The 12,421-nt window shown below is 73.5% G+C and carries 9 protein-coding genes; 5 read left to right on the plus strand and 4 right to left on the minus strand.

Going from position 1 to position 12,421, the window contains the following annotated elements:
• Positions 1-12: 12 nt before the first annotated feature.
• The 3 genes from ACZ6C1_RS35750 to ACZ6C1_RS35760 all read right to left on the minus strand — a co-directional run bounded on the left by ACZ6C1_RS35750 (position 13) and on the right by ACZ6C1_RS35760 (position 2,841).
• Complete coding sequence (locus tag ACZ6C1_RS35750) at positions 13-1,317, minus strand: coenzyme F420-0:L-glutamate ligase (RefSeq protein ID WP_469247036.1); 1,305 nt, start codon at positions 1,315-1,317, stop codon at positions 13-15.
• The gene (gene cofD, locus ACZ6C1_RS35755) at positions 1,314-2,270 is read right to left on the minus strand and encodes a 2-phospho-L-lactate transferase (RefSeq protein ID WP_469247038.1); all 957 of its coding nucleotides are present in this window, start codon (positions 2,268-2,270) and stop codon (positions 1,314-1,316) included. Before cofD ends, ACZ6C1_RS35750 begins: the two co-directional genes overlap by 4 nt.
• Positions 2,271-2,337: 67 nt before the next feature.
• On the minus strand, positions 2,338-2,841 hold the full coding sequence (locus ACZ6C1_RS35760; RefSeq protein WP_469247040.1) for a cysteine dioxygenase: 504 nt from the start codon (positions 2,839-2,841) through the stop codon (positions 2,338-2,340).
• Between the two features lie 679 nt (positions 2,842-3,520).
• Here ACZ6C1_RS35760 and ACZ6C1_RS35765 point away from each other — a divergent pair.
• The 3 genes from ACZ6C1_RS35765 to ACZ6C1_RS35775 all read left to right on the plus strand — a co-directional run bounded on the left by ACZ6C1_RS35765 (position 3,521) and on the right by ACZ6C1_RS35775 (position 9,376).
• Complete coding sequence (locus ACZ6C1_RS35765; RefSeq protein WP_023588371.1) at positions 3,521-3,784, plus strand: WhiB family transcriptional regulator; 264 nt, start codon at positions 3,521-3,523, stop codon at positions 3,782-3,784.
• A 391-nt stretch (positions 3,785-4,175) separates the two neighbouring features.
• Positions 4,176-7,853, plus strand: a complete 3,678-nt coding sequence (locus tag ACZ6C1_RS35770; RefSeq protein WP_469247042.1) for a glycosyltransferase — start codon at positions 4,176-4,178, stop codon at positions 7,851-7,853.
• Positions 7,850-9,376 (plus strand): DUF5719 family protein, encoded by a 1,527-nt coding sequence (locus ACZ6C1_RS35775; RefSeq protein ID WP_469247044.1) that lies wholly within the window; start codon positions 7,850-7,852, stop codon positions 9,374-9,376. Before ACZ6C1_RS35770 ends, ACZ6C1_RS35775 begins: the two co-directional genes overlap by 4 nt.
• A gap of 252 nt (positions 9,377-9,628) precedes the next feature.
• Here the strand turns inward: ACZ6C1_RS35775 and ACZ6C1_RS35780 are convergent, their stop codons facing one another.
• Positions 9,629-10,057 (minus strand): metallopeptidase family protein, encoded by a 429-nt coding sequence (locus ACZ6C1_RS35780; RefSeq protein ID WP_469247046.1) that lies wholly within the window; start codon positions 10,055-10,057, stop codon positions 9,629-9,631.
• 273 nt (positions 10,058-10,330) lie between these two features.
• On the opposite strand from ACZ6C1_RS35780, the gene ACZ6C1_RS35785 reads away from it, so the two are divergent.
• The gene (locus ACZ6C1_RS35785) at positions 10,331-10,759 is read left to right on the plus strand and encodes a DUF3499 domain-containing protein (RefSeq protein ID WP_073757778.1); all 429 of its coding nucleotides are present in this window, start codon (positions 10,331-10,333) and stop codon (positions 10,757-10,759) included.
• A gap of 90 nt (positions 10,760-10,849) precedes the next feature.
• Positions 10,850-12,217, plus strand: a complete 1,368-nt coding sequence (locus ACZ6C1_RS35790) for a phosphomannomutase/phosphoglucomutase (RefSeq protein WP_469247048.1) — start codon at positions 10,850-10,852, stop codon at positions 12,215-12,217.
• The last annotated feature ends 204 nt before the right edge of the window (positions 12,218-12,421 follow it).

Below are 12,421 nucleotides of genomic sequence, written 5' to 3' on the forward strand. Positions count from 1 at the left end.
TCGCGCACGGCGTCACCGCACCTCGACGAACCCGTCCACCTCCCGTGCCGCCCGTGGCCGGGGCACGCCCGCCGGGCGGCCGACGGCCACCGCGCCCATCGGGTCCCAGTCGGCCGGCAGGTCCAGCACGTCCCGGACGACGTCCCGGCAGAACATCGTCGACGACACCCACGCCGACCCCAGCCGCTCACCGGCCAGCGCGACCAGGAAGTTCTGTACGCCGGCCCCGGCGGCGACCACGAACATCTCGCGCTCCGCCCCGTCCCGCCGCGCGTCCCCGTACCGGTGCGAGCCGTCCATCACCAGGCAGGGCACCACCAGGTACGGCGCACGCCGCAGGACGTCCCCGCGGCGCACCCGCCGCGCGACGGCGTCCTCGCCGAGGCCGTCGGCCCGCAGGTCGGCCACCCACGCGTCCCGCATCGCGTCCAGCAGCCGCACCCGCGACTCCTCCGACTCCAGCAGCACGAACCGCCACGGCGTCGTGTGGTGCGGCGCCGGTGCCGTCAGGGCCGCCGCCACCGCCCGCCGCACCGCGCCCGGGTCCACGGGGTCGTCCGTGAACTCCCGGACCGTCCGCCGCAGCGCCACGGCCTCCCGCACCGCCTCGGACGTGCCGAGCCGGAACATGTCGTCGGCCGCGTCCCGCACCAGCGCCCGCGCGCCCTGGTCGTCCTCCTCGGTCACGACCAGGTGCGCGAGGCCCCGTACCACCGCGACCGGCAGCCCCGCGGCCTTGCCCTTCACCAGGTCCCCGGCCGCGGCCAGCTCGTCCGCGCCGGCGACCACGGTGGCGACCAGCGGGTTGCCGTACGCGTCCGTTCCGCCGCGCAGGTCGTCCAGCACCCGCACGCCTGCCGCGCCGATCGCCACATCGGTGACCCCGCTGCGCCACGGCCGCCCGAAGGTGTCCGTGACGACGACGCCGACGTCCACGCCGAGCGTCTCCCGCAGGCCCTCGCGGATGGCCCGCGCGGACGCGTCCGGGTCCTCGGGCAGCAACAGCACCGTCCCCGCCGGGGTGTTGGACGCGTCGACCCCGGCCGCGGCCATGACCAGGCCCTGCCGGTTCTCGACGATACGGAGGGCGCCGCGCCGCGCCACCACCCGTACCGTCTCGGCGTCGATGGCCGCCTCGCGGTCGTCCGCCGCGACGATCCGCCCCTCGGCCTTGCTGACGATCTTGGAGGTGACGAGCAGGACGTCACCGTCGGCCAGCCCCGGCTCGGTGGCCGCGATCAGCTTGGCGAGGTCGTCACCGGGCCGCACCTCCGGCAGCCCGGGCAGCGCCCACACCCGGTAGGAGGGGGACGTCACGCGCGTACCTCCTCGGCGAGGGTCAGCGCCTCGCGCGCCATCTCCGCCGTCGCGTCCACGTCCGTCATCATCAGCGGCACCGCCCGGCACCGGATGCCCGCCGCCTCGACCTCGCCGACGGTGTCCGCGTCGGTCGTGTCGACGAGCCAGCCGTCGAGCAGCCCGGAGCCGTAGTGCTGGGCGACCGCCGCGGCGGTGGACTCGACGCCCACCGCGGCGAGCACCTTGTCGGCCATGCCGCGCACCGGCGCGTTCCCGACGATGGGGGAGAGGCCCACGACCGGCACGCCCGCGTCGGCGATCGCCTCGCGGATGCCGGGCACGGCGAGGATGGTCCCGATGGAGACGACCGGGTTGGACGGCGGGAAGAGCACGACGTCGGCCTCGCCGATGGCCTGCAGCACCCCCGGCGCGGGCTTGGACTGCTCGGCGCCGACCGGCACGATCGCCTGCGCGTCCACGGAGGCGCGCAGCTTCACCCAGTACTCCTGGAAGTGCACGGCCTTGCGCTCGCCCTCGATCTCGACGGCGACATGGGTCTCGACCCGGTCGTCGGACATCGGCAGCAGCCGTACGCCCGGCTTCCACCGGGCGCACAGCGCCTCGGTGACGGCGCTCAGCGGATAGCCGGCGCCCAGCATCTGCGTACGGACGATATGGGTGGCGAAGTCGCGGTCACCGAGGCCGAACCACTCGGGTCCCACTCCGTACGCGGCGAGCTCGCTCTTGACCTGGAACGTCTCGTCGGCACGCCCCCAGCCCTGCTCCTCGTTGATACCACCCCCCAGGGTGTACATCACCGTGTCGAGGTCGGGGCAGACCTTCAGCCCGAACAGATGGATGTCATCACCGGTGTTGCCGATGACCGTGATGTCCGCGTCGGGCGCGGCCTGCTTGAGGCCGCGCAGAAAACGGGCACCACCGATGCCGCCGGCCAGAACCACAATGCGCATGGGGCACAGTCTGTCAGCCGGAGGCCGATCGTTTGAGGGGTGGTGGGCGGGGCGACGGGCGGGCCTGTCAGGCGACTACGGCATCCGCGGTCCGGGGGGCGGAGCAGCCGGTGCCGTGCATCGGCATGTCGGTCAGGCCCGGGTAGTAGACGTGCAGGCTGACGGCCGGTTCGAGCGAGTCGTTGACCACGTCGTGCGCGTATCCCGGCGCGAAGACGCGCTGTGCGCCGCCGGTGAGCAACCGGGCGCCCTTATCCGTACGTTCCGTCAGTTCGCCCTCGAGGACGGTCAGTACGCCGGAAGAGTCGCCATGATCATGCATACCTGTGCCTTGTCCGGGCACCCAGGACAGCAGCCACACCTCGTAACCGGGCCCCGTGCGCAGCCGGTGGTACCAGCGGGTGGTGGCGTCGTATTCGACAAGGTGGGCCCATTGGGTCCGGTCGGCGGCGATGGAGCGCGCCAGCCCGACGAACTCGGCCACGGTGGAGGGGTGCTCCTTGGCGGGCTGGAGAAGGTGCTGTACGGCGAGGATGTCGCCGGCGATCTGGAGGTCGCTGTCGCTGTTCATGGGATGCGGGGGTTCCTCGAGAGAAACGGGTCCGGAAACCGGAAGCGGTACACGCGGGAAAGGCGGAAAACAGACGCTGGGGAGAGGCGCTGGAGCGCTACGGCATCAACAGCTGGAACAGCGACAGCAACAGCGACGGAGCGGCTGGAGAGCCGGGGCAGCGCTGCGGGACCCACGGGCGTGGGTCGCGAGGAGCGCTGTGGTCGCTGGCATGCCTTCAAAGGTGACCGGCTCGATTACGTCTGTCAACCCAATGCCCGATTTGGCGGAAATGTTTCACCTCATCCGGTTACTCCGTCCGGAGAAAGGTTTGTGCTGTCAGGGGCCAGGACACATGCCGCAGCAACCACCCGCGCAAACGTCGTCGCGCTCTCGTGACCTGACTGTGATCCGGGTCGCTTCACCGGCTCGACCGCAACAAGATCGAAGCGGCGTACGTCCTCCCTTGAAGAGGTGGTGAAAGGGAGGGTGCGGGCATGGTGGCGGCATGTGTCTCATTTTTGCTGATTTGAACACTTTCCGCATACCCTTGGTTCCGCAGAGTGAATACCGGGCCCAATAGCAGATCCCGGCTTGACTGGCCCGGAGCACCACACTTGTAATTTCACTCGTGTCGTTAGGCCGAAAAATTCGACAAACGGCCACATCACGGGGACGCAAAGACCGACGAGGGGCGCACATGACCGAGTTGTTCCAGGAACTGCTGGTCGAGGACGCGGATGAGGAACTCGGCTGGCAGGAGCGCGCGTTGTGCGCCCAGACGGACCCGGAGTCCTTCTTCCCCGAGAAGGGCGGATCCACCCGCGAGGCCAAGAAGGTCTGCCTCGCGTGCGAAGTCCGTTCGGAATGCCTCGAGTACGCGCTCGCCAATGACGAAAGATTCGGAATCTGGGGCGGCCTGTCGGAGCGCGAGCGCCGCCGCCTGAAAAAGGCCGCGGTCTGACACCGCCGTCCGCGGCAGCCCTCCGACCCCCACCACCCGGCGCCGCCCGGCCACCCCGCGGCGTGCCCGCCCGGCGCCCCCCGGCAACCCCCGGAGCGCGCCCCTCCGACCCCCGGGCGCCCCGCCGCGCGCCCGCGGCGCCGCCCGCCGGAGCACGCCACCGGCCGAAGGCCGCAACCGGCCGCCGAAGCGGTGATCCGCGCCGGGTACTGGCCACCGAAGGGTGCCGATCGGCCAAACCGCGCACACGCGTACGTAAAGAACGGTCCGCCGCCCGTGCTCTGTCCACAGGCGGCGGACCGCTGTCGTGCCAGCCATTAGTGTGGGCCTCCGTCCGAGACGCTCCAACGCCCCCCGCGGGCGACCCCCCGGCCGGAGGGCCCGTAACCCGATGTCCGCCACCACAGCCGCGTTCACCCCCGCTTCCCCCGCGCAACAGCCCGAGTTCCCGCGGCACGTCGTCACCGCCGTGCTCGTGTCCCACGACGGCGCCCGGTGGCTGCCGGATGTCCTCGCCGGGCTGCTCGGTCAGGAACGCCCCGTACAGAACGTCATCGCCGCCGACACCGGCAGCGCCGACGACTCCGCGCGGCTGGTCACCGAGGCCATCGGCGACGACCGGGTACTGCACCTCGCGCGGCGCACGGGCTTCGGCGCCGCCGTCGACGAGGCCGCACGCACCGCGCCCGTCCTCGGCCCCGAGGAACTGCCGTACCTGAAGCGGCCCAGCGGCTGGGACCCGGTCAGCCGGACCTGGCGCGACGAGGCGTACGACATGCCGGAGCTCCCGCACGGCGAGCCCGTCCAATGGCTCTGGCTGCTCCACGACGACGCCGCGCCCGAGCCCGACGCCCTCGCCGAACTGCTCCGCGTCGCCGACGCCGACGAGTACGCGGTGATCGTCGGGCCCAAGCTGCGCGGCTGGTACGACCGCAAACAGCTCCTCGAAGTGGGCGTCTCCATCGCCAACAGCGGCCGCCGCTGGACCGGCCTGGACCGCCGCGAACAGGACCAGGGCCAGCACGACCAGGTCAGGTCGGTGCTGTCCGTCTCCAGCGCCGGCATGCTCATCCGCCGCGACGTCTTCGAGGAGCTCGGCGGCTTCGACCGCCGCCTGCCCCTGATGCGCGACGACGTCGACCTGTGCTGGCGCGCCCACAGCGCCGGCCACCGCGTCCTCGTCGCCCCCGACGCCGTCCTCCGGCACGCCGAGGCGTCCGCCCGCGAGCGGCGCACCGTCGACTGCGCGGGCCGCTCCGTCGCCAGCCCCCACCGCGTCGACAAGGCGGGCGCCGTCTACACCCTGCTCGCCAACGCGCGCGGCATCACCGTCCCCTGGGTCCTCCTCCGCCTCGTCGTCGGCACCCTGCTGCGCACCCTCGCCTACCTCGTCGGCAAGGCACCCGGCCAGGCCGTCGACGAAGTCATGGGTCTGTTCGGCACCCTGCTGCGGCCCGAGCGGATCATCGCGGCCCGTCGCAGAAGAAGCAGGAGAGCCGTCGAGGCGTCCGAACTGCGCCCGCTGTTCCCCCCGCCCGGCGCCACCGTCCGCGCCACCGTCGAGCAGGTCATGTCCAACTTCGGCGGCTCCGACGCCGATTCGGGCGGCTCACGGCACGGTGCCGTCGAATCGGGCCCCGGCGGCGACGACGCCGACTACCTGGAGATCGAGCAGTTCGCCCGCCTCAAGAAGATCGCCCGCAAGCCGGGACCGGTCCTCTTCGCCCTGCTGCTGGTCGTATCGGTGGTCGCCTGCCGCGGCCTGTTCGGCGGCGGCTCCCTCGCGGGCGGCGCGCTGCTGCCCGTCCCCGACGGAGTCGGGGACCTGTGGAGCCGGTACGCGGACGCGTGGCACCCGCTCGGCACCGGCGGCACCCAGACCGCCCCGCCGTACCTCGCGGTCCTCGCCGCCCTCTCCGCCGTGTTCCTCGGCTCCACCGGCCTCGCCCTCACCGTGCTGCTCGTCTGCTCGGTGCCCCTGGCCGGCATCACCGCGTACTTCGCCTCCCGCTCCCTGGTCCAGTCCCGGCTGCTGCGCGCCTGGGGAGCCGTCGCGTACGCCTTCCTCCCCGCCGCCACCGGCGCCCTCGCCACGGGGCGGCTCGGCACGGCCGTCCTCGCGGTCCTGCTGCCGCTGATCGCCCGCGCCGCCGTCGCCGCGCACGGACTGCGCGGGGAAGCGCGCGGGAGCTGGCGCGCCACCTGGGCGTACGCCTTCCTGCTCACCTTCACCATGGCGTTCACGCCCGTCGTCTGGCCGCTCGCGGTCGTCCTCGGCGTGGCGGTGCTGGCACTGCGGCGCGACGACGTCGTCGCCTACGGACTGCGCTTCCTGGCCGCCGTCGGCACCCCACTGCTGCTGCTCGCCCCGTGGTCTCTCTCCCTGCTGACCGACCCGTCCGCCCTCTTCAAGGAGGCCGGGATGGAGTTCGGTACGGGGCCGGCGACGGCGCTCGACCTGCTCGGCGTCTCGCCGGGCGGGCCCAAGGCCGTCGGCGGGCTCGTCCTCATCGGCCTGGTCCTGGCGGCGCTGGCGGCCCTGCTGCGCGCCGAGCGCCAGTTCGCGATCCGTACGGCATGGGTGGCTGCCGTCGTCGCCCTCGTCTTCGCGGTGCTCGTCAACGGCTCCGGTGACGGCTCCGGCTGGGCCGGGCCCGCCACCCTCGTGTACGGCATCGCGCTCCTGGCCGCCGGCATGCTCGGCGCGGAGGGCGGCCGTACCCGCGTCGCCTCGCAGAGCTTCGGCTGGCGCCAGCCCGTCGCGGTGCTGATCGCGCTGGCCGCGGCCGCCGGCCCGGTCGTCTCCGCGGCCGGCTGGATGATCGGCGGCGCGGCCGGGCCGCTGGAGCGGCGCGATCCGGTCCAGGTGCCCGCGTTCGTCGCCGAGGAGAGCGACACCCGCGACCAGCCGCGCACCCTCGTCCTGGGCGGCACCTCGTCCGCCGAGGTCCCGTACACCCTGCTCCGCGGCTCCGGCGCCCGCCTCGGTGACGCCGAGCTGACCGCGTCCGGCGGCGGCGACCCCCGCCTCGACAAGGTCGTCGCCCACCTCGTCGCCGGTTCCGGCGCGGACCAGACGGACCAGCTGAGCGGCTTCGCGATCCGGTACGTCCTGGTGCGGGACGGGGCGCCGCGCCAGACGAGCCGCGTCCTGGACGCCACGCCCGGCCTCACCCGGCTCAGCCAGCTGGACGGCAGCGCGCTGTGGCGGGTCGACCGCCAGGTCGCGCGGGCCACCATCGTCCCGGGCGGCGACGGCAAGGGCGAGCGGCTGCCGGTGGCCGCCGGTCCGGTCGAGGCGCACACCGAGATCCCGTCGGGCGGCCCCGGGCGCGTCCTGCGCATCGCGGACCGCGCGGACGACGGCTGGCAGGCCGTGATCGACGGCCGTCCCCTGAAGAAGACCGTCGTCGACGGCTGGGCGCAGGGCTTCGAGCTGCCCGCGGAGGGCGGGCGCCTGGACCTGACGTACGAGGACCCCTTCGGTCACACCGCCTGGCTCTGGACCCAGTGCTCCCTGGCCGTGGTCCTCCTCGTGCTGGCCTTGCCGGGACGTCGCCGGGACGTGGACGACGACCTGCCGGAGGAGGAGCAGCCCGTCGTGACCGCCGAGGACCTGGCGGGCGACGGCCGCCGGGCGCGCCGGCTGCGGGCGGCGGCGGCCGCCGAGGCGGCGGAGGCGGAGACGGTCGCTGAGACCGGACCGGTCCCCGCGCCCGTACCCGTACCCGACGCTGATCCGTACGCGGCGCACACCGTGGACGGGGTGCCGCGGCAGCCCTCCTACGGGGAGTGGGACGGCGCCCAGACCTATGCCGCCCACCCGGCCGACCCGCAGCAGTACCAGGCGGCCGACCCGTACCAGGAGTACCCGGAGTACCAGCAGCAGTACGAGCAGTACCAGCAGCAGTACCAGCAGCCGTACGAGGGCGAGTACGCCCCGGGCGAGTACGCGCCGGGCCAGTACGACCAGCAGTACCCGCAGGGCCAGTACGACCAGCAGTACCCGCCGGCTCACGGCTACGAGTACGACAACGAGCAGCGTCCCGACGGGAGCAGCAACCAGTGAACCGGACCACCCTCTCCCTCGCCGCCGCCGTCACCGCCCTCGCCGCGGTCACCGGGTTCGCCGCCCTGAGCACCCCCGGCGCCGATGCCGGGACGCCGGCCGTCGCCAAGGCCCCCGCGCGGCTTCCCGTCGAGCGCTCCAGCCTGCTGTGCCCCGCGCCGAGCAACTCCGAGGTCGCCGAGACGGTGTACACGTCGTTCACCCCCGCGGGCGAGGGTGAGGGCAGCGGCCAGGCCGAGCTGAAGCCGTCCGCCGCCACCGCCGACGACACCACGGCGGCCCCCAAGAAGGCCGGTACGGCGAAGAAGGCCCAGGCCGCGGACAAGCCCGTCCTCAGCCTCACCCAGCCCGGCAAACCCGTCTCCGCCGAGGCGGACGGCGGTGACGCTCCCGCGCTGGTCGGTTCCGCGTCGGGACGGCTCGCACCCGGCTGGACCACCCAGCAGACCACCAAGGTCCCGGCCGGCGGCTCGCGCGGCCTGCTGGGCGTCAGCTGCACCGCGCCCGACACCGACTTCTGGTTCCCCGGTGCCTCGACCGCCAAGCAGCGCTCCGACTACGTCCACCTGACCAACCCCGACGACACGGCCACCGTCGTCGACATCGAGCTGTACGGGCCGAACGGCGCCCTGAAGTCCCAGCTCACCGAAGGCGTGACGGTCCCCGCCCGGTCCAGCGTGCCGGTCCTCCTGTCCACCCTGACGACCGACCCGGCCGCCGAGGACGTCACGGTCCACGCCACCACCCGCAGCGGGCGGGTCGGCGCGGTGATGCGCTCCGCCGACGAGACGCTCGGAAGCGACTGGCTGCCCGCGTCGGCCGACCCGGCCGGGACGCTGGTCCTGCCCGGCATCCCCGCGGACGCCACGTCCGTACGGCTGGTGGCGTACGCGCCGGGCGAGGACGACGCCGACCTGAAGATCCAGCTCGCGAGCCCGACCGGCACGATCACCCCGGCCGCCGCCGAGAGCCTGCACATCAAGTCGGGGATGACCGCGGCCGTCGACCTCAAGGACGTCACACGCGGCGAAGCCGGGTCGCTGCTGCTGTCCCCGGCGCAGAAGGGGCGGGCGACCCCGGTGGTCGCCGCGCTGAGGGTCGTGCGCGGCAAGGGCGAGAACCAGGAGGTGGCCTTCATCCCGGCGACCGGGCCGGTGGGGGAGCGGGCGACCGCGGCGGACAACCGCGCCAAGGGCACCACCCTGTCGCTGACCGCGCCCGGCGAGACCGCGGAGGTCAAGGTCACCGCGTCGGCGGGCACCGAGGGCGGGACGCCGGCCACCAAGACGTACACGGTCAAGGCCGGTACGACGCTGGCGGTCGCCCCGCCGGTGCCGGCCGGGCTGAAGGGCTCGTACGCGCTGACCGTCGAGACCGTCTCGGGCGGCCCGGTGCACGCCTCGCGCACCCTGGCCGAACCGGACGACGACATCCCGATGTTCACCGTCCAGACGCTCGCCGACGACCGCGGCACGGTGGAGGTCCCGGCGGCGCGGCAGGACCTGTCGGTCCTCGGACGCTAGTCCTCTGCCCCGGGCACTGGTCCGCCACCTCGGGCTCCGGTCCTCCACCGGACGGGCCGCCTCGGCGGACGTCTCCCAGGGCGGCCGTGCGGGGTGTGGACCGGCTCCGGAGGCCGGTCCTGCCCGAACGCGACCGCCTCGCAGGACGTGTCCCGCCCGTCCCCGGGCGGCGGCGCTGGATGTGCCCGGCTCAGAGCCTTGTCCCGATCGCCCCCCCGGGGCGCCGGACCGGGTGTGGCCCGGCTCAGGGGGTCAGTCCTGCCCGTACCGGGGGTCGACCGACTCGGGGGAGAGCCCGAGAAGCTCGGCGACCTGCTCGACCACGACCTCGTGGACGAGCAGGGCCCGCTCGTCCCGGTTCTTGGCCCGCAGCTCGACCGGCCGCCGGTAGACGATGACCCGCGCGGGCCGGTCCCGGCCGGCCGGGACCGAGACACCCAGCGGTACGGACTCGTCGGGCGACACCGGCACTTCCAGTACCAGGAAGTCGACGTCGGCCAGCTGCGGCCAGCGCCGCTCCAGCCGCTCCACCGAGTCCTGGACCAGATCGCGGAAGGTGTCCGCGCGGCTGGCGGAGAGCGGTACCTGGGGCGGGGCGACGGGCCCGCGCATGCCGCGGCCGTGGCGGTCTCGGCGGCGCGGCCGGGGCTCGGCCGGGCGGGGCGGTACGGGACTGTCCATCACTGAGGCAGGGTAGCTCTCCCCGGCGTATGACGATCGTGCCGCGCGCCACGCCCGGGGCATGTCGTTGACTGAGCATTTCGGCCACGCTTCGGCGCGATTCAGTACCTCTGCCTGATCGGTCGACTCATGTGGATTGACCGGATTCGTTCGGAGTGGTGTTCGGCCGGTCGACCGCCCGCACCGGGGGACGCCACCTTCCCCGCAGGTCAGCCGAGCGTTTCCGCAGGCCCCTGTGCGGGACGTCACACCGCGACACGGGCGAGTGACCTGGTGGAGAGTCGTCGCGGCCCGCTCAAGAGTGCGGTACCGTCCAACGTCGTGAGCCCTGTACGTCGCTGTTCGCGCACCGCGTGCGGCCGCCCTGCCGTCGCGACACTGACGTACGTCTATGCCGACTCGACAGCGGTCCTCGGCCCGCTCGCCACCTACGCCGAACCCCACTGCTACGACCTGTGCGCCGAGCACAGCGAGCGCCTGACCGCCCCACGCGGCTGGGAGGTCGTCCGGCTCTCGGACGGCTCCGCACCCGCCCGCCCCAGCGGCGACGATCTCGAAGCGCTCGCCAACGCCGTGCGTGAAGCGGCCCGCCCCCAGGAGCGCGCCGCGCAGGCCGGCGGCAAGCCCGGCGGCCGGGCTGGCGACCCGGTCGAGGTCGGGCGCCGCGGGCACCTGCGGGTGCTGCGCTCTCCCGACTCCTGAGGCCCCGCCCCCTACCGGGTAGTTTGTGTGCTCCACCCTCGGGTGGACCACACAGGGCTTGCAGGAGGGTGCGGGGAAGTGACAGCTGATCTGTCTCGTGATCTGTCGGGGATCGTGAAGGCGTACGACGTCCGCGGAGTGGTGCCGGATCAGTGGGACGAGCCGCTGGCGGAGCTCTTCGGCGCGGCGTTCGTCGAGGTGACCGGCGCCGACGCGATCGTCGTGGGCCACGACATGCGCCCCTCGTCGCCCGGCCTGTCCGGCGCGTTCGCGCGCGGCGCGGCGCGGCGCGGCGCGGACGTCACGCTGATCGGCCTGTGCTCCACGGACCAGCTCTACTTCGCGTCGGGGCGGTTCGGACTGCCGGGCGCGATGTTCACGGCGTCGCACAACCCCGCCCAGTACAACGGCATCAAGCTGTGCCGCGCGGGCGCGGCCCCGGTCGGCCAGGACACGGGCCTCGCCCAGATCCGGGAGCTCGCGGAGAAGTGGCTGGTGACCGGCGCCCCCGAAGCGGCGGCGACACCCGGCACGCTCACCGAGCGGGACACCCTCACCGACTACGCGGCCCACCTGAAGACCCTCGTGGACCTCACGTCCGTCCGGCCGCTGAAGGTCGTCGTGGACGCGGGCAACGGCATGGGCGGCCACACGGTCCCCACGGTCTTCGAGGGCCTGCCGCTGGACCTGGTCCCCATGTACTTCGAGCTGGACGGCACCTTCCCCAACCACGAGGCCAACCCGCTGGACCCGGCCAACCTCGTGGACCTGCAGCAGCGGGTGCGGGAGGAGGGCGCCGACCTGGGCCTGGCCTTCGACGGCGACGCCGACCGCTGCTTCGTGGTGGACGAGAAGGGTGACCCGGTGTCCCCGTCGGCGATCACGGCGCTGGTCGCGGCGCGCGAGCTCGCCAGGAACGGCGGCACGGGCACGATCATCCACAACCTGATCACGTCGCTGTCCGTGCCCGAAGTCGTCCGCGAGAACGGCGGGACGCCGGTGCGCACCCGGGTCGGCCACTCCTTCATCAAGGAGGAGATGGCCCGGACCGGCGCGATCTTCGGCGGTGAGCACTCGGCGCACTACTACTTCCGCGACTTCTGGAACGCGGACACCGGCATGCTGGCAGCCCTCCACGTCCTCGCGGCCCTGGGCGGCCAGACCGGACCGCTGTCCCGGCTGGTCTCCTCGTACGACCGCTACGCCGGCTCCGGCGAGATCAACTCCACGGTCGCGGACCAGTCCGGCCGCACCACGGCGGTCCGCGAGGCGTTCGCCTCCCGCGACGGTGTCACGACCGACGAGCTCGACGGCCTCACGGTCACCGGTCCCGACTGGTGGTTCAACCTCCGCCCCTCCAACACCGAGCCGCTGCTGCGCCTGAACGTCGAGGCCCGCGACGAACCGACGATGGCCCGCCTCCGCGACGAGGTCCTCGCCCTCGTCCGCACGTCCTAGCCACACCCGCACCCCGGGCGACCGGGCCGAAGGGCCGGCAGGGGCGGGAGGGTCGGAAGGGACGGGGAGGCGGGGGGGGGGGGGGGAAAAAACCCCCCCCCCCCCCCACCCCCCCCCCCCCCCCCCCCCCCGCCGGAGGTCGTGGAACAACCGGGCCCCCCCTGCGTACACCGGGAGCAAAACAACACCCCCCCGCACAACCTC

This window comes from Streptomyces sp. NPDC041796 (genome assembly GCF_055590785.1).